Origin of the sequence: Dyella lipolytica (assembly GCF_030160075.1) — a bacterium.
Lineage (GTDB): Bacteria > Pseudomonadota > Gammaproteobacteria > Xanthomonadales > Rhodanobacteraceae > Dyella_B > Dyella_B lipolytica.
Genome location: NZ_BSNQ01000003.1, coordinates 725,681 through 744,960 on the forward strand (window position 1 = coordinate 725,681; position 19,280 = coordinate 744,960).

The following is a 19,280-nucleotide window of genomic DNA, read 5'->3' on the forward strand; positions in this document are numbered from 1 at the left end:
CTCCACTTCGCACTATCGGATAGGGGTTCAACGACCATGCGGTATTTCATCTATGTATGCGCAATGTGCCTGCTGCTGTTGCCGCGATGGAGCGCTGCCAGCGAGACATCCTGGTGGAACGACGATTGGTCGTACCGCAAGCCCATCACGCTGGATACCGGCGGCAAGGGGGCAAACATCATGCAGCCCGCGGGACGCGTGCCGCTGCTGATCCGCTTGCATCCGGGCAACTTTCAGTTCGACGGCATCACCAAGACCGGCACGGACCTGCGTTTCATCGGTAGCGATGGCAAGACACCACTCAACTATCAGATCGAAAGCTTCGATCCGGTGATGGGCGTGGCGCAGATCTGGCTCGATGTGCCGGAACTTCCGGCCAATGGCCAGCAAACGATCTGGATGTACTACGGCAACACCAAGGCGCCGGCCCTGAGTAGTGGCCCCGCCACCTTCGATGCCGATTACACACTGATCTATCACTTCGACGAACAGACCGGCATGCCGCCAACGGACGCCACCGCCTACGGTAACAACGCGCTTAGCGGCGCGATACGCACCGTGGATGGCGGTATTGCCGGCAATGCCGCGCGTTTCGATGGCTCGACCGTCCTTACGCTGCCGACGAGTTCATCGCTCGACATCAAAGACGGCGGCGGCTTTACGTTCAGTGCATGGATCAAGCTTGATGCACTGCCGACCACGGCAACCTTGGTCTACGGTCATCGGCAGGAAGGCAAAGCCTTGCTGATCGGCATCGATGGTGGGGCGCCGTTCGTCGAAGTCGATGGCGGCGACAAACCGCTGCGCAGTAGCGCGGGCGAACCGCTGAAGCCGGGGCGTTGGACGCATCTGGCGGTAACGGCTGCGGGCGGACAGATCGTGCTGTATGTGGATGGGCATCCCTACGCCACACTTGCTGCCACGTTGCCTGCACTAAGCGGTAGCGCCACCGTGGGCGGCGACACCGCCGCGCCGACGCCTTCGACAGGTAGCACTTCGGTGCCCTTTGCCTCGTTCGTCGGCCAGATGGATGAACTGCGTCTTTCGCGCATTGCTCGTTCAGCGACGGTGATTGCTGCCGACGCCCTTTCGCAGGGCGCAGAGTCGAAGTTGATTGCCTATGGCGAAGACGAGAAGAAATCCGGCTTCGGCTTCGGTTACTTCGGCATCATCGTCAAGTCGGTGACGGTGGACGCGTGGGTCATCATCGGACTGCTGATGATCATGGCGCTTATTTCCTGGCTGGTGATGTGGCAGCGTGGCACTTACGTCTCGACCGTGAGTGGCGCCAACGAACGCTTTCTGCGTCGTTACCGCGAACTCGGCGGTAATTTGCTTGGTCTGTCCGGCAACGAGGTGCCGCCGGCCGTCAAAAAGGAACTCGCGGATTCGTCGCTGTATCGCCTGTACGAGACCGGTGCGAAAGAAGTGTGGCGTCGCCATGACGCACACGGTCGCTTGGTGATCGCCTCTGAATCCATCGAAGCGATCCGCGCCGTGATGGACTCCACGCTGGTGCGTGAGAACCAGGCGCTATCGCGTTCCATGGTGATGCTGACCATTGCGATCTCGGGCGGTCCGTTCCTCGGCCTGCTCGGTACGGTCGTCGGCGTGATGATCACCTTCGCAGCCATTGCTGCCGCCGGCGACGTGAACATCAACGCGATTGCGCCGGGTATTTCCGCGGCGCTGCTGGCGACCGTGGCCGGTCTATTCGTCGCGATTCCGGCGTTGTTTGGCTACAACTACTTGTTGACCCGCAACAAATCGGTGACCGCGAACATGCAGGTGTTCGTCGACGAATTCGTCACCCGACTGGCCGAGCTTCACCGTTCCGTCGATCAACCCGCGCTCGACGTAAGGGAGAGTCGCCATGCAGGTACATGACGAAGACAAACCTTACGACGACATCAACATCACGCCGATGTTGGATCTGGCGTACGTGTTGCTGGTGATCTTCATCATCATGACCACGGCGGCGGTGCAGGGCATCAAGGTCAATCTCCCCAAAGCCAGTGCGTCGATCAGCATGGCTAAACCGCAAACCAAGGCCATTACGGTGTCCGACACCGGGCAGATCTTTCTGGATGCCTTTCCGGTGACGATCGGCGAGCTGGAACAACGGCTGCGTGAGCAAAAAGCGTTGACGCCCGACTTTCCGGTGATCGTAAAGGGCGACGCCAATGTGCAATACCAAAAAGTGGTCGACATTCTCGATCTGCTACGTCGCCTCGATCTCACGCAAGTCGGTCTGGTGACCGGCAAGCAAGCAAGCTGACGGGCCGGAGCGCCGCGATGTTCGAGCCCGGTTACACAGAGCAGACGAGATGGCGCCGATGGCGCGGGCGGATCATCGCCGTAGCGGTGTTGCTTGCCGCTGCGTGGCTCATCTGGATGCTGGCAGGGCATCAGGTCGGCGTGCGTCGTTCGGCGCCACGCATCGCGACCATCACGCCCTTGCCACCACCGCCGCCGCCACCGAAGGAAAAGCCGCCGGAGCCGAAGAAGGTCGAGGAAACCAAACAGGACATTCCAAAGCCGGCCGAACCGCTGAAACCGGTACAGGCGCCGAAACAGGCACCGGATCTCGCCAAGCAAATCACCATCAGCGGACCAGCGCAGGCAGGCAACGACGCGTTCAACATCGGCGCGGGCGAGGGCGGCGGCATGGTGGGTAGCGGTGGCGGTAACGGGGTCGGTGGATCGTCTTACGAGCAATACCTGAGCTATGCGTTGCAGGAAGCCATCCAGCACGACGATCGCACGCGCCGTCTGGTTTTCGATGTGCGCGTGAATCTGTGGCTTTCACCGGAAGGTGGCGTCACGCGTGCGGAGCTGATCAATTCCAGCGGCGCATCGACCACCGATCGCGCCTTGCTCGATGTGCTGCGAGGCGTACGCATCGATACGCCGCCGCCTCCGAATCTTGGTATGCCGGTACGCGTCGCCATGCGTGGATACCGGCCGGGCTGAGCACTCATTCCGAACTTTCATAGAGCTAGCAAGCAGCAAAACCGTCTTGGAGAATGTGATGAAGTCTCAAATTGCCTCACAAAATGCCCGACGCCCGCGCGTGAGGATGTTATGTATCGCAGTCGGCTTGCTGCTGAGCGGGAATGCCGCGTCAGCGTTCGGGCAGGATGCCGCGCCGTCGCCCAATGCCACCGTCAACTTGATCCGCCTGATGGTGAAAAAGGGTTTGATCAGCCAGTCCGAAGCGGATGGCCTGCTCAAGCAAGCCAACGACGAAGCCGCCCAGGCGCGCAGCGCGGCTGCCGCGGCGCCGGCTGCGGTAGCCACTACCACCGACGGTGCACAACCGGGCGATGTGCGCGTCACTTACGTACCGCAGAGCGTACGCAATGAAATCCGCGATCAGGTGAAACAGGAAGTGATCGCACAGGCCAAGAGCGAGCATTGGGCCGAACCCAATGCACTACCTGACTGGCTCGATCGCATCAGCTGGTCCGGTGATGTGCATGTGCGCGACGAATCCTGGTACTACAGCCGCAGCAACTCACCGTACTTTATCGATTACGGCACGCTCAATCGAACCGGTCCGTTCGACGTCAACAGCATTACTCAAGGCTCGACCCCGCCGATTTTCAACTCGCAGCAGAATCGCCCGAACATGCTGCGCCTGCAGGCGCACATCGGCATGAATGTCAAACTTGGCGACACGATCACCGCCGGTGTGCGCATCGGTTCGGGTGGCGACAACAATCCGGTGTCCACTACGCAGACCTTGGGCGGCGGTTTGATCAAGAAAGATATCTGGCTGGATCAGGCGTGGGTGCGCTGGCAGCCGTACAAAGATTTCTCGCTCACCGCCGGTCGTATGCCGGACCCGTTCATGGTTACGGATCTGATCTATTCCACCGAACTCAATTTCGACGGCGTCGCGGGACACGGCGACCTGCCGTTCACCGACAGTCTCAGCTCGTTCGCCACGCTTGGCGCGTTCCCGATCCAGTACGTAGGCAACGACGCGCCCGAACAGGCCTTCGGCACCGACAAAAATAGCGGTGGCGACAATTGGCTGACAGCCCTGCAGTTCGGGTTGAAGTGGAAGTTCGCCGACGATGCGCAATGGAAAGTCGCGCTGGCCTACTACTACTTCGACCACATGCAAGGCCGGCTTTCTGCACCGTGCCTGCTTTACACCGGCATCAACTACTGCAGTACGGACGACACGGCGCCGCAATATATGCAGAAAGGCAATACCGTCTTCCTGCTGCGCGACATCGTTCCCAATCCGTCGTCGCCGGATAACTACGCGCAGCCGCAGTTCGTGGGCCTTTCCTACAACTATCACGTTGCCGACCTGACCAATAAGGTCGACTTCAAGATCGGTGAGACGCCGATGGAAATCCAGGCCGAGTACGAGCGCAACATGGCCTATCACGCGCGCGATGCGTTCGATCGCTATCCCAACGGTCTCGGCCAGCCAGTCAACAACTTTCAGGCCGGTAGCACTGCGACCACGAGCGGTCCATACAAGAGCGGTCCGGTCGGCTGGCTCGTACGCGGCATCATCGGCAATCCCAATCCGATGGCGGCGAATGAATGGAACATCGCGCTCGGCTACAAATACCTCCAGCCCGATGCCGTGCTGGATGGTATGACGGACCAGAACTTCCATCTCGGCGGTACCAACGCCAAGGGATTCATTCTGACGGCGGATTACGGTATCGCAGAGCGCACATGGGTTTCTGCACGCTACTTCGGCGCCAAGCAGGTTTACGGACCGCCGTTCACCATCGACGTCGTGCAGCTCGAAGTAAGCACGAAGTTCTAGAGGACTGACCGATGAAACGTCTCGCGATAATCGCCAGCATCCTCTGCCTAGCGCTGACCTCCATCAGCGTTCAAGCACAGTCACTGGAAGAGCAGTTGCGCTCGCAACTCGCCGATGCGCGCAGCCAGCTGCAGGATCTGCAAAGTCAACAAGCGCAATGGCAAGCGCAGAAAACCCAGCTGGAGCAGGAGCGCGATGCAGCGCGTAAAGAGCTGGAAGCCGCCAAGGCCGAGCTAGGCAAGAACCGGTCGCTTTCCTCGCAAGACACCGCAGTGCTTTCATCCGAACGCACCGCGCGCGAACAGGCCGAGGCACAAGTGCAGAGCCTGCAGAAAGTGGTGGCCGACGCCAATGCCAAGGAGCATGCGCAGGAAGGGCATAGCACCGATCTCACCACGCAACTGAACACTGCACAGATGCAAGTGACGACCTGCACCGCTAAGAACCAGCAGCTGTACAAGATCGGCAACGAGATCCTCGATGCCTACAGTCATATGACACTCGGTAGCGTGATAGCGAGTCGCGAACCGTTTGCCGCCTCCGAGCGCGTAAAGCTGGAAAACGCCGCACAGGCTTACGGCGACCGGTTGTACGAACAGCGTTATGACGCGCGCGCGGTAAGTGTCAAGAAACCGTGAAGCTGTCGCGCAATCGCAGCGGATCGGGAGTAGGTTGGCGGCGAGCAGGACGAACCCGACACCCATCCCCATCGGTGTTGGGAATCGCCGCGCTCGTTGCTCTCTACAACAACATGAAGGACTCGCCATGCGTATCGATCGAACCCTGATGACTCTCGCTGCCGTCGCCCTGGCAAGCACGTCGAGTGTTGCCGTACGTGCGCAATCCAATAACAACCTGCCGCTGGATGGTCCTGTTGTTGCGGGCGTCTGCGTGTTGTCGCGCGAAGCCATCTTCGCGAATGCCAAAGTCGGCCAGGCTGCCTCCGACCGCTTGAAGCAGCTGGCCCAGCAGGCACAAGCGGGAATCGACACGGAGCGCAAGCCGATCGAGGCCGACCTGCAAACCTACCGCGCACAAGCCGCTTCGTTGTCGGCCGATCAGCGTCAGTCGCGCGAGCAAGCACTGACGCAGCGCATGCAGACCGTGCAGGCGGATCAGGCCTTGCGCAGCAGAGAACTCGAAGCGACTCGCACCCAAGCGATGCAGCAAATTGCGCAATACGCGCAGCCTGTGATCAACAACGCCTATCACAGCAAGAACTGTGGCCTGCTGTTGGATCGCAATTCCGTGCTAGGCGGCAACATGGCCAATGATTTGACGGCTGCCGTGGTGCAGGGCCTGGATGCCAAGGTCACCACCATCTCGTTTAACCTGGCGACGCTTCCCGCCGACGGCGCCTCAGGCGCTACGCCATAGTCATGGGGTAGGAGGCATGCATACCGCGCCGCCAGCCGTTGTACTGATCAGCACGCTCTGGCTGGCAGCCACGCCGGTATCGTCGCAGACGATGGCAGATGGGCATGCGGTTTCGTCGGTTCCGGCATCTTCATGCGTGGATGTCACAGTTAACGATCATCCGGCGCTCTCCTACGCCTGTCTCAATCAGCGTCTGGCGGCATCCGCCGATGCGCCAGCGGGACCGCCATTGCAACTTGATGCGGTGACACGCGAACCCGGCAATCGCCAGCTCGGGCAATTCAACTTTTCCGCGTTCAGTCACCGCATGGGCGACAGTCTCGGGAGATCGGTAACACCGCAACGACCGCCACCGGCACCGCCGCCACCCTTGCTTGGCGTGCCGATCGGTACGCATTGAACGTTGAATTTTCGTTTTTCCAAAAAGTCATCGCCCGTCATTTGCAACAAAGATGTGAAGCGTACGCGACAGTGCAAATTAAATTTTGATGACATGGTTCAGTCGGTCTTACACCCAACGGTCTATCCAGCCGAAGGCCTTGCTTAGCGACGTGTTGTAGAGACGCCAGGGGAAGAGTTTCGTGATCACACCGATCGGTTCAGACAAGCATTCCCGTTCTGCAATGCGCGTCGTTGGCGCGAGACACCCCTTGGCTTACGCCATCGCCTCGGTGCTGGCGATGGCCGCCATGCCGGCCTACGCCGGCGGGCCACCGCCGCTGAGCCAGGCATGGCTGGCGCAATCGCAGCACCAAACAGCCGCCCAGGCGGCTAGCAGCCCATCCGGTTCGTCGGCCATCAGTGCGCAGACGCCCACGCAATTGCTACAACAAAGAGCGGTACAGCAATCGCTGGCCGATCTCGGTCGTGCCGCGCAAGCCGTCGCCGCACAGATCGCTGCCCAGCAATCGGCACAGCAGGCCGCGCAGCAGCAAGCCTCACCGATACCGAATGGCCTGACGCCCGGTGGCTTGGTCGTAGCCTCCGGCACGGCCAGCAACCCGTCGCTCTGGCAGAACGCCAACGCGCCCACCCAATCCACTTCGAATGGACAAACCACCGTTCAGGTGAAGCAAACCGCGCAAAAGGCGGTCCTCACCTGGAACAGTTTCAATGTCGGCCGCAACACCACGCTTTACTTCAATCAAAGCGGCGGCAACCAGACCAATGGCGGCGCCAATAACTGGATTGTGCTCAATCGCGTCAATGATCCCAGCGGTGTGCCCAGTCAGATCTTCGGGCAGATAAAGGCCGAAGGCACCGTCTATCTACTCAATCACAACGGCGTGTTGTTCGGTGCTGGCAGTCAGGTGAATACGCAATCGTTGCTGGCGAGTTCGCTGGATCTTTTCAGTGGGGATGTCAACGCCAGCAATAGTGCGTTCCTTGGTGGAGGTATTGCGGCTGGCCACGCTAGCGTTCCGTTCCTGGTCAACGGCATCTTCACCGATGGTGGTAATCATGATGTTGTCGTGCAGCAAGGCGCATCCATCGCCTCGGGTCCGCAGGGATTCGTGTTGCTTGCCGCGCCTAATGTATCCAATGCGGGCAGTATCGTTGCCGACGACGGACAAGCCATTTTGGCGGCGGGGGTTCAATTCGATGATCTTTCCGCCGGCGTACAGACAGCGCAGCTGAATGTCTTTAACGCCGTGTCTTCCTTGGTGAACAACTATCCCGGCGGCACCGCTACGAACACCGGCCTGGTTCAAGCGCGGCGCGGGCAGGTGCACATGCTCGGCTACAACGTGGATCAAGATGGAATCGCGCTTGCTTCCACCAGCATCAGCTATCCGGGCAGTATCGAACTGAATGCGCGCGACCAGGGGAATCAAGGTGGCGGCGGCTATGCACGCAGCGGTGCCTTGGTACTTGGCCCGGATTCGGTGACAGCGATTTTGCCTGAGAAAGATGGCGCGACTACCACGTCAAGCAGCGCAGCTAATGCAGCCTTCACGCCGGGCAGTTTGAGTTTGAGCGGCGATACCGTGACCTTCCAGTCAGGCTCGCTGCTGGAAGCCCCGAACGCCAAGCTCAGTGTGCTTGCGGAAATCGAAAGCAGCACCGACCCCAACCCCGTCGCGGGCCGTATCTATGTCGACAACGGAGCAGTGATCGACGTTTCCGGTCTCGCGGACGTCGACCTGCCTATGTCGGCGCTGCTCGTCACGATTCCGCGCATCGGCCAGAACGAGCTGGCGGATTCGCCGCTGCTGCGCAACAGCTTTCTGTACACGCAAAAAGATGTCGTCGTTGACAGTACGCAAAGCGGCACTACCCCGGATGGCTTGAGCTGGGTCGGCAGTCCGATCCTCAATGTTTCCGGCTATGTGCAGGATGTGCCTCGCGACATCACGCAGCTGATGACAGCTGGCGGCAGCATCGATCTCAACGGCTACGAAGTTATTGTGCGCAGCGGTGCGCAACTCAACCTGGATGGCGGCTATCTCGCCTATCAACCCGGCTGGATCACTACGCCCAATCTGCTGGGGGCGAATGGCCGCGTGTACAACATCGCCGATGCCGATCCCAACATGGCCTATGTAGGCTTTGCGGGCGAATACACGGTCATCGATAACCGTTGGGGCGTTACCACCAACTACAGCAACCCATTGCTGGCCGGTGCACCGCGTTGGGACAACGGTTTCGCTGTTGGCGGCAACGCCGGCACGCTCAGCATCGAGACGCTCAATGCAGTCGCGTTGGACGGCCAGATCAGTGCACAGGCATTCGCCGGCCGCAACCAGGTGACGCAGGGAACGCAGCCCGCTGGGGGCACGTTCGATATTTCAACGTCGGGAAACAGTATTTTGGTGGGGCGCAGGAACAACAATGTGCCCAGCATCGTGTTGCAGCAGTCTTCCTTGTCAGTCGACCAACTTGATCCTCAGTTCCAGGCGAACACGCCATGGCAAACGGTGCTGACTGCCGAGGATCCTTCCGGTAATAACCCTGACGATTTGTCCCGCTGGTTGCCGCTTTCGGCAAATCTTATCCAGCAAGGCGGGTTCAGTTCGCTTGGAGTGAATTCCGCAGGAAATGCGATTCAGGAACAACCTGGAACCACGCTTAGCGTGCTTCCAGGAGGATCGATACAACTTACCGGCAATAGCATTACGGTGTTGGGTGAGTTAAGTGCACCAGCCGGTGCGATTACTTTGATCTCGACGGGGTTTTCCGGCGACCAGGCGATTTCCCCCAATGCGAATAGCACGCCGTTGCCTACGGATATCACGGTTGGCAAGGGTGCGGTGCTGAATGCGAGCGGGCTGTGGGTCAACGACTCGGGTCTACCTGTCGATAACTACACCGGTGATCGCTATATCAATGGCGGAAATATCACGCTGCAAACCGAGCAATCGGTAGTTACCAATAGCCAAGCAATCACCCCGACCACCCTGGCGGACGGAACCGGTTCCATCTTGTTGCAACCGGGAAGCCTGCTCAATGTTTCGAGTGGTGGCTATGTCAACGGCAATGATCAATTGCAGTTGACCAACGGCATACCCGATGGCAGCGGCGGCAATATCAGCCTGCTTACTTATTTCGAGCCAAAGGGCGGCAACATATTCGCTGCGCAAGGAGGAGGGCCTCCGCCTGCCGCGCTTACGGCACGCCTCCAGCTGGACGGTACGTTGCGCGCGTTTGGGTTCAGCGGCGGTGGCACACTGACGCTGCAAACCTCGGATCTGCAAATTGGAGGTAGCTCAAATAATCTGGCACTCAGCAGCGGCCTCTATCTGAATCCGGGCTTCTTTGCCGGACAAGGTTTCGACAGCTACGCCTTGAGCTCCGTAACGGATGCCGTCGTTGCGCCCGGAACGACGGTGCAGATCAGTCGGGATAATTTGTTGCCAAATTATCCTGCGCTGCTCGCAGCTCCCACTGGCACTGACATTTATGGCAATAGTGCTCTCACCAACACGCCTTATGTCAGCATTGGGCAACTCGATCCTTATCTGCGCTACATATCACGCAACCCCGACGCAGGACCGGGTTTTGCACTGAGTGCGGGTGCCTATCTGGATTGGCAGGTTGTGCCCGGAACGCTAAATGCAGGTGCGCCCACCTATGCGGGGGTGACCGGCTCCGTGTCATTGTCTGCGGGTGCTGCGATTTTGGCAGACGCTGGCGCCACCATCCAACTCGCGGGAACTCAGTCCACCCTCGTGAATGGAACGGTCGACGCTCCAGGCGGCACGATCAATGTGCTTATCAACCCTCTCGTTTTCAATGCTGCGCCATCCGTCCCACAGCTTTGGCTCGGACCGCAAGCAGTGTTGGATGCCGCAGGTACGTCACTGATCAATCCCCTCGCTGCTGCAGTTCCCGGGGGCAGTGTAGGTCTTGGACTGGCATCTCACTTCACACCTCGTACCGGAATGGTATTGAACGGCGGCAACGTTACCTTGACCGCCAACGATGGTTATGCGCTGACCGCGCAAGGCAGCCTGATCGATGTTTCCGGCGCGTCCGATACCTACGATTTGCCGAGCACCGTCAATACGGCGACGGGCGTGCAGGCTGCCTACACGCCCACATTGGTATGGAGCGACGGTGGAAGCATCGTATTTTCCGCCGGCGCCGGCTTGTATGCAGACGGCAATCTGAGGGCGGACGCAGGTGCCCTTCAGGGCGAAGGCGGCAGCTTGCAGATAGTGGGCTTGAACCCTAGTACTACTGCGTTCGCGCAACCTTCTGCCACGGGCATACTGCTGCAGCAGTCCGGCAACTTGATCCCCACCGGATGGAAACCAGGCGACAGTGTCGAAGCAGGTGCGCCGTCCGGAATCTTGCATTTCGCGCTGGATCATCTGTCGGGTTCGGGCATTACCAGCCTCATCATTGGTCCCGAAGTAACGGCCACGTCTCAGGTGGTCGTACCGGTGGCTTTTACCGGCAACATAGATCTGACACTTGCGCGTAGCTTCAGTCTCTATGCGCCCACACTGACCGCGCTGCCCGCAGGTAGTACGCAATGGCCCAGCGGCACGAACACCGGTTACGTGCAAGGCAACGATATCGTCCAGATCACAGCACCGTATGTGGAAATCACGGGCAGTAACGCCAATGGCACACCGCAAGCGGTAGCGGGTAACGATGTGCTGGACGTCAATGCTGCTTTCATGGATCTAGGCGGTGTGCTCGATCTGCAAGGGTGGTCGGCAGCGAATTTCACATCCAGTGGCGACATCCGGTTCTATGTGCCACCCAATCTGCAATACGCCGGCAATAGCGGCTCGATGGTTCCAGGCATGCTGTTCAGCACCGGCAACCTGAGCTTTAAAGCGGCACAGCTCTACCCAGTCAGCGACTATTCGTTTGTCATCGATGCCAACCCCTCCGGACTGAGCAACGCGCAAGGTCAAGCGATATCGACCACGCTGACCATCCTCGGCAATGGTCCTGGTGCGACGCCCTTATCGGCAGGCGGCGGTCTGCTGCTGGATGCCGACCATATCGAGCAGGACGGCACGCTGCGCGCGCCTTCGGGCAACTTGATGATTGGCGTGCAGGACACCGCGTCCGCTGCAAACGCATTTGGCCTGGGGAGTAATGCTGCTGACTATCCGTTGGTCGCGACGCAAAGCGTGCACTTGGCCGCGGGCAGCATCACGTCGGTTTCTTTGGATGGCTTGACCGTACCTTACGGTTCGACCGTCGATGGTGAGCGATGGACTTACGACGGCAATCCGCAGGCAAGCTCGCCTGTGCTGTCTGCACCACCTAGCAAGACGATAAGCATTGCGGGCACCGATGTCTCGCTGGACAGCGGCGCCACTATCGACATGAGCGGCGGCGGCAAACTGCAAGCATCGGAATGGGTGCCCGGCGTCGGCGGCACGCGCAATGTGCTGACTCAATACGAAACTAGTTATGCGAACAGCACGACCGGCGTGCAAGTTCCGCAATACAGTGATGGACGCGCCGTATACGCGATTCTCCCCGGCTACTCCGCCCCGGTGGGAGCGCAGGATGCGGCGTTGGAAAAGGGAGCGGGCGCAGGTCCGGCGACCGGACAGTCGATCTATCTGTCCGGTATGCCGGGCCTGCCGGCAGGGTATTACGTGCTGCTGCCAGCCAAGTACGCCACGCTCCCTGGTGCTTATCGCGTCGTGCAGGACACCAGTTCGCAAGACAGTGTGCTGGGTCAGAATGCTGTGTTGCCCGATGGCACGTTGAGCGTCACCGGTTATTTCGCCGACGCGCTGGATGGCGCGCGCGATGCGCGCAACACCACCTTCCTGGTGCAGTCGGCGCCGGTATGGCAGCAATACTCGCAATACCAGTTCACCAACGCCGACAGCTACTTTACGGCGCAAGCCAGCCATGCCGGCACGATAGCGCCAGCCTTGCCCGCCGACGGCGGTCACCTGCTGTTGAGCGCCACGCAACAACTGCAACTGGGCGTCGTACTGGATGCGGCACCTGCCAGCGGCGGCCGAGGTTCGCTGGTGGATATCGCGGCGCAGGCGATCCAGGTGGTCGACTCCGGCTCGACAGCGCTTCCCGGCTACCTGCAATTGTCGGTAGATGGCCTGTCGGCGCTGGATGCAGGCAGCTTGATGCTTGGAGGCAGTCGCCAATTAGGTAGCAATGGCTATCAGGTCAACAGCATTGCCGACAGCGTCGTGCTTTCCAACGATGCGGCGCATCCGTTGCAGGGGCAGGAAATCCTGCTGGTGGCGAACGGCAACAACGACACGGGTGCGCAAGGCATCGTGCTGCAATCGGGCAGCGTCTTGCTTGCCAGCGGGGCTGGCACGCCCAACGCCACGCCGCTGATCTTCGGCAGCAATGCGAGCACTTCCGCCAATGGTGCCAGTGTGCCCGCTGTCAGCGGCAATGGTGCGCTGCTGCGCGTTTCGCAGGATGGTGTTGCTAGCGTCACACGCAACGATGTTTCCGGCACCACGTCGGGTGATCTCACTATCGATGCGGGTGCCACCGTACAGGGCGGCAGTTCGCTGGTCATGGACGCGACCGGTTCGATCAGTGTGAGCCCGTCGGCGACGTTCAGCGCGCAGAATATCGACGCCAATAGCAATCTGATCACCTTTGTCGGCAGCAACGGCACCAACACCAATGCAGGCGGCCTGGTGATCGGACCAGGCACGCTAAGTCTGCTCAGTGGGGCACAGCAGGTCACGTTGAGCAGTCGTGGTGCGATCGATTTCCTCGGCAACATCACCATTGATCTACCGCAGACACTCGACCTCAACGCCAATGCATTTGTCAGCGACGGCGGCCAGGTAAGTATCAAGGCCGCCACGCTCGGTCTGGGTAATGCGATCGGCTCGAGCACAGCGACTCCGGTCGTGGGTCATGGCCAGTTGAACTTGAACGCGGATGAGTTGGATTTCACCGCGGGCACTAGCACTTTGCAGGGATTTGGCAGCGTAACGGCCTTTGCCAGCCAGGGTATGACGGGGCAGGGGAGCGGCGGTTTCGATTTCGGCGCGGCCACCGTGAGTTTGAACACGCCCGTGCTGCTGGCTGACACCGGCGCCAATACCCATTTGACGACCACCGGTACGCTGGCGATCAACGCGACGACAGGCACGCCATTGCAGAACAGTGCGATGGGCGGCGCATTGACTCTTAGCGGCGGCTCACTGACGGTCGGTACGCAAATTGCGGCAGCAGCGGGTGATCTGAGCCTCGCAGCGACCAGCGGTGATCTGACTGTCACCGATACTGCCAGCTTGAACACGGCAGGTATCAACAAGACTTTCTTCGACATCACTACTTATGCGCCGGGCGGCAATCTCAAGCTGACTTCCGCGCAGGGTTCGGTGATCGTGCAGCCAGGAGCAACCATCGATTTCGCAGGCGCGCCGCTGGGCGGTGACGCAGGTGGCATCACCATCCAGGCCGCGAATCTGGCCGTGCTAAACGGTAACTTCGAAGGTCAAGCCGTAAGCGGCTATCGCGGCGGCTATTTCACGCTTAGCAGCGGCGGCGCGCTCGATCTCGACCAGCTTGCGTCTTTGACTGGCAAGGCCGGCGCGACGGGCGGCATATCCATCAGCAGCGGCGCCGGCGACCTTGTGTTGTCGTTAGGTCAGAGTCTGGTGTCGCAAGACGTTTACCTGGCCGCCAACGGTGGTGCCGGTAGCGTGAATTCGGCAGCTGGCGTGGTGCAAATCGACGGCACCATCAATGCATCGGGTGCGGCAGCCGGCGATATTCAGTTGTACGGCCGCAACGGCGTCGACGTAAACGGCAGTCTGCTGGCGACAAGCAGCATACCCGAGCAGCGCGGCGGCAATGTGCTGATCGCCATCACGGGCAGCAGCGATGGAACGCTCAACACCACTTACGGTTACGAAAACGTGCAAGCAGGCAGTGCGGGCACGATCCAGTTCGGCCCGAATGCATCCATCAATGTGTCCGGCGGTTCGCCGGATGCGGGAGGAACCGTCAACCTACGCGCCCCGTTGCTGGCCAACGGCGACGTGCCGATCACCTTCAGCGGCGGAACGCTGGCCGTTACAGGTGCGAACAGCGTCACCATCGAGCCCTATGCGGTGTGGAGCACTGCCGATAAGTACACGGACCCCACCAAATATTTCGACGGCCTGATCGATCCCGCTGGTTGGTATCAATACGGCCCCGACGGCACGCCGCAATTGGTAGCCGGTACCTGGACCGACGCGACCGGCGCTGTGCTTCCCGCACCGACGGACGCGGCGACGCTGCAGGCGTACCTGAGCACGGACTACTTCACGCCGACAGCTGCCGACGCCGCGCATCAGACGTTCTATGGCTACGTCAACGGCGATCCGACGCAGGGTGCGGGCACACTGATGAGCTACGTGGAGCAGCCGGGGTATACGTTCGGCAATCGCTTCGCGGGCATCGCCAATGTGCAGCTACGGCCGGGCATCGAGCTGATCAATCCGGATGCTGGCATCAATGGTGGCGATATTTCCGTGCTTACCAATTGGAATCTTGGTGCAGGAACCACGAACGCCAACGGTGTTATCCAACTGGCCTATCGCTATCAGCCGACGTCGGCGTCGGCGTCGGGACAGGCACCCATTCTCACCGTGTTGGCTCTGCATAACCTCGACATCGATGCCAGCATTACGGATGGTTTCTATCAGCAGAACAATGGTCCGCAACTCTCCGCACCAGTCATCCTTACCGGCGGTACAACACAGCTCTATAACAACGCGCTGGCTGCGTACAACACTGCCAACACCTACTTGGACTTCGGTGATCCCTATTTCCCCGGAGCGGATCAGCTATGGCAAGGCGGATCTTATTTTGTCAACGGAAACGGCAACGTAAGTTTGACGTTGGATCCGTACTACGAGCCCATTGAAGCGCCGCTGGTCAATCAATCGACGGCTTACTATCAGAACTACATGTTGTATATCGGCGAAGTGGGCGCAGGCTCCGCTACTTACGGGCCAGGTATCACCAAGTGGGCGTACGCCTATACCCAGGGCGATTATGCCGGTTACCTACCTTATGCACCGACCTCGCTGGTTGCGCCGCAGCCTGCAAGTTACGCGCAATACTCGAGTTATGTGACGGCATACCAGAACTGGTTGACAAGCAATTTCAACAACAACGCATCACAACAAACGCCATCTCCTCTGTTATTGCCGTTGCCGACGGAAGCGAGCAGCAACTACTCCCTTTACTCATCGGATTACGGCACCTACATCAACGGGTTCGACAGTTACTTCAACTACGTGTCCACCCAGGTGGGGAATGTCAACGCCGTTGGTTCGGGCTCGCAATTGTTCTACGCGCCTTTCACGCCCGCTGCGAATCAGGCTTCGGTGCAGACCGCTGGCGGTACGGCGGACAACTCTCCCTCCAACATGCCAAGCCTCGGCAATCCGGCATCGCTGATTTCCGCGACCTTGCTTGGCGGGTCGAGCAGTTCCTATCGATTGGTCGCGGGTGCGAATTTCACCGGTGTGGATCCGTTGTCCGTTGTGGCAAACACCGGCGGCGGTAACGTTAATTTAGACGGCCATTTCGCTGTGCAATACACGGCGAACGGTGGCGATGGCAAGACGCTGGATTTCCCAACCGCAGTACGTACGGGAACTGGATCGATCGACATCGTCTCTGCCGGAGATATCAATTGGCAGGATCAGGTGGCACCTGCCGTGGTGTACACCGCGGGTGAGCCGGCCAATGGCACGACGGCGGGAAGCGGTGTGTCCGTGCTCAGCACGACAACCAGCATTTCCTCGATGCCCGATATTCTGGCCAGTGGTCTTGTCAATCCGGACAACGCGGGCAACATCGTGCTCAGCGCGCAAGGCAATATCAACGCCATAGAGCAGGTGATCGATACCAGTGGCAGCGTCACCGGCGCGGCGGGCAACGATATCAGCCAGCTTTGGTGGCCGTGGATGCAGACTGGTAATACTGCAACCCGTTCCTCGATCAATTTCGCCAACTTCGATCAGGGCGTGATGAGTGCCGGCGGCAATGTCAGCGTCACCGCGGGCGGCGATATCCGCGATCTTTCGGTGTCATTGCCCACCACCTGGTATGCCAATGCTGGCGGAACGGCGGTCACCACGGTCGGCGGCGGCAATCTTACCGTCAATGCGGGTGGCGATATTCTCAGCGGCACGTATTTCGTCGCCAAAGGGCAGGGGACATTGGTGGCTGGTGGAACGATCGGCTCCGATATCGACTACACCGTGCCGGCGAATGTCAACGAAATCGGCGGCATTACTACACCGGTAGCAACGCTACTTGGCTTGCAAGATGCTCAATTCTCCGTGCAGGCGCACGATGGCGTGAACATCGGCGGTATTTACGATCCGTCCTACGCGGTTATCGACAGTACGAATCTAAAACTGATACCGGTGGGTGAAACAGACGCCCAAAGCTACAGCAGCACATCGTCCGTAAGTATCTTGACGACGAATGGCGATACAACGCTGGATAGTTTGAGTGCGCCAGCGACGTTGTTCTCGTACGGTGCGTCGGAATCCGAGGCATATGCGTACAACCCCGGTGCGGTACTCCCGGCGACACTAAGCCTTACGGCGCTCAATGGAAGCGTCAACATCCTCGGCGGCGGTGGACTGTATCCATCGGAGACCGGCAATCTGAGCTTGCTTGCTTCGGATTCGGTGAACTTCGCGGAACTGGTCTACACACTTAACACCGCTAGCTACAACGTGAATCAAAGTTTTGGATTGATCGATGCTTCCGCATCCGATCTACCGTCGCCTCTACAGCCCTCTGGAGTAGAAGCTGGCAATCAAACGGGCATAGCCAATTTGCTCATTGCCGGCTATCTGGACAACGGACTCTACAACGCCTACTCGCGCGATTTGCACCAAGCGATCCCCTTGCATGGGTCCGACGCAGTGCCCGTTCGCATCTACGCGCTCAACGGCGACATCGTGGACGGAACGCCGGCTCCTAACGGGGTGATGATGGATCAGATCATTCTTGAGCCGGACAAGCCCGCGTTGATCTATGCGGGTCGCGACATCGTCGATTTATCACTGATGGGTCAGCAAACCCATCAATCGGATATTACGCGCATCGCTGCTGGCCGAGATATTTACGACACACCGTTTTATACCGGCACGCTTAGTATCTACCGCCCTCTAAATGAAGACTACGAACTCGTGCCGTCCATCTTGTTGGGCGGTGTCGGCAGCCTGCTAGTCGAAGCCGGCCGAAATATCGGCCCGTTGACCAGCCAGACAGATATCCAGTCGCCAAATAACAGCAGCACCTACCTTACCGGGATAGACACCATAGGTAATCAGGTCAATCCCTACCTGCCGCATGACGGCGCCAATATCAACGTATTGTTCGGCGTCGGGCCAGGCATCGAGACCAGTAATTTCCTTACGCAATACTTGAGCAATCCCAACGGCATCGATGGTTTCGGCAGCCTACTGCCGGATCTGATCAGTTTTATGGAGCAGCGACAGGAGGGCGCGATAGTCGACACGGGTTTCGCGCAAGACCAGATCAACGTCGTGCTGACTGCGCAGCAAGCGGAGGCCGCATTCCAGCAGCTGCCGCCTTATGTGCAAGAGCTGTTCGCGCAGCAGGAGTTCTTCAAGCTGCTCACTCAGGTTGGTGCTGACTACAACAATCCTAGCAGCCCTTACTATCAGCAATACGCGCGCGGCTACGCAGCCATCCAAAGCCTGTTCCCCGCATCGCTGGGCTACACGAACAACGGCAGCGGAAAAGGCGGTATCAACGGCGAGGCGTCAACGATCGATACGGGCGACCTGGATATTCCCAGCTCAACCATTCAGACGCAGCAGGGCGGCAATATCAGCATCCTCGGACCGGGTGGGCAGGCGTTGATCGGCAGTGTCGAAGCGCCGCCTGTTATCACCGACAACCGCGGCAACGTTATCGCCGGTCCCAACAGCATGGGCATCTTGACGTTGGAGCAAGGTAGCGTCGATATGTTTACCGATCGCAGCGTGCTGTTGGCGCAAAGCCGCATCTTTACCGAGCAGGGCGGCAATATGGTGATCTGGAGCTCCAACGGCGATATCAACGCTGGCCAGGGTGCGAAGACCACCGAGGTCGTGCCGCCGCCCACGTATTTGTGCAGCCTGGATGCGTTCTGTCTTATCGATGCACGCGGTGAAGTCAGCGGCGCCGGCATCGCTACCTTGCAGACAATTCCTGGCGCGACATCGGGCAACGTCTACCTGGTTGCACCACGCGGCACGGTCGATGCGGGCGATGCCGGTATCCGTGTTTCCGGCAATCTTGTGGTGGCCGCCGCGCAGATCGCCAATGCCGACAACATCCAGGTGCAAGGCCAAAAGATCGGCGTGCCGGTCACGCAGTCGGTAAATGTCGGCGCGCTTAACGCCGCAGGCGCTGCTGCCGGCGCGGTAAGCAAAGTGGCGCAAGACATGTTGAAGCAGCAGCAGAACGATGCACTTGGCAAACAGCCGTCCATCATCTCGGTGCAGGTGCTTGGGTTCGGCGACGGCAGTACCAGCATCCAGGAAAACGGTAGCGGTTATGACCCGAACAGTCCCGTTCAAATACTCGGAGCGGGGCGGCTCAGCGACGCGCGCAAAAAATCTTTGACCGAGGCGGAGCGCCGGCAGCTTGTCGAGTAGCG

8 protein-coding genes are annotated in these 19,280 nt (G+C 59.5%); all 8 read left to right on the plus strand.

From position 1 onward, the window contains the following. Positions 1-36 precede the first annotated feature (36 nt). On the plus strand, positions 37-1,887 hold the full coding sequence (locus QQL64_RS04785) for a DUF2341 domain-containing protein (RefSeq protein ID WP_284396428.1): 1,851 nt from the start codon (positions 37-39) through the stop codon (positions 1,885-1,887). After that, positions 1,874-2,278: an ExbD/TolR family protein gene (locus tag QQL64_RS04790; protein WP_284396430.1), complete on the plus strand. Its 405-nt coding sequence runs from the start codon at positions 1,874-1,876 to the stop codon at positions 2,276-2,278. The genes QQL64_RS04785 and QQL64_RS04790 overlap by 14 nt, the downstream gene beginning before the upstream one ends. Before the next feature lie 17 nt (positions 2,279-2,295). Further along, on the plus strand, positions 2,296-2,973 hold the full coding sequence (locus QQL64_RS04795) for an energy transducer TonB family protein (RefSeq protein WP_284396431.1): 678 nt from the start codon (positions 2,296-2,298) through the stop codon (positions 2,971-2,973). 106 nt (positions 2,974-3,079) lie between these two features. Continuing rightward, the gene (locus QQL64_RS04800; protein ID WP_284396433.1) at positions 3,080-4,798 is read left to right on the plus strand and encodes a putative porin; all 1,719 of its coding nucleotides are present in this window, start codon (positions 3,080-3,082) and stop codon (positions 4,796-4,798) included. 11 nt (positions 4,799-4,809) lie between these two features. Continuing rightward, positions 4,810-5,436, plus strand: a complete 627-nt coding sequence (locus QQL64_RS04805; protein ID WP_284396436.1) for a hypothetical protein — start codon at positions 4,810-4,812, stop codon at positions 5,434-5,436. A gap of 127 nt (positions 5,437-5,563) precedes the next feature. Then, complete coding sequence (locus QQL64_RS04810) at positions 5,564-6,175, plus strand: OmpH/Skp family outer membrane protein (RefSeq protein ID WP_284396440.1); 612 nt, start codon at positions 5,564-5,566, stop codon at positions 6,173-6,175. Positions 6,176-6,191: 16 nt separating this feature from the next. Further along, positions 6,192-6,575: a hypothetical protein gene (locus QQL64_RS04815; RefSeq protein ID WP_284396442.1), complete on the plus strand. Its 384-nt coding sequence runs from the start codon at positions 6,192-6,194 to the stop codon at positions 6,573-6,575. 250 nt (positions 6,576-6,825) lie between these two features. Next, positions 6,826-19,278: a filamentous haemagglutinin family protein gene (locus QQL64_RS04820; RefSeq protein WP_284396444.1), complete on the plus strand. Its 12,453-nt coding sequence runs from the start codon at positions 6,826-6,828 to the stop codon at positions 19,276-19,278. The last annotated feature ends 2 nt before the right edge of the window (positions 19,279-19,280 follow it).

Excerpts from the sequence above, each read along its gene's own strand:
- QQL64_RS04800 (WP_284396433.1), top strand. The coding sequence starts at position 3,080 with ATGTTATGTATCGCAGTCGGCTTGCTGCTGAGCGGGAATGCCGCGTCA.
- QQL64_RS04795 (WP_284396431.1), top strand. The coding sequence starts at position 2,296 with ATGTTCGAGCCCGGTTACACAGAGCAGACGAGATGGCGCCGATGGCGC.
- QQL64_RS04785 (WP_284396428.1), top strand. The coding sequence starts at position 37 with ATGCGGTATTTCATCTATGTATGCGCAATGTGCCTGCTGCTGTTGCCG.
- QQL64_RS04805 (WP_284396436.1), top strand. The coding sequence starts at position 4,810 with ATGAAACGTCTCGCGATAATCGCCAGCATCCTCTGCCTAGCGCTGACC.
- QQL64_RS04815 (WP_284396442.1), top strand. The coding sequence starts at position 6,192 with ATGCATACCGCGCCGCCAGCCGTTGTACTGATCAGCACGCTCTGGCTG.
- QQL64_RS04810 (WP_284396440.1), top strand. The coding sequence starts at position 5,564 with ATGCGTATCGATCGAACCCTGATGACTCTCGCTGCCGTCGCCCTGGCA.
- QQL64_RS04790 (WP_284396430.1), top strand. The coding sequence starts at position 1,874 with ATGCAGGTACATGACGAAGACAAACCTTACGACGACATCAACATCACG.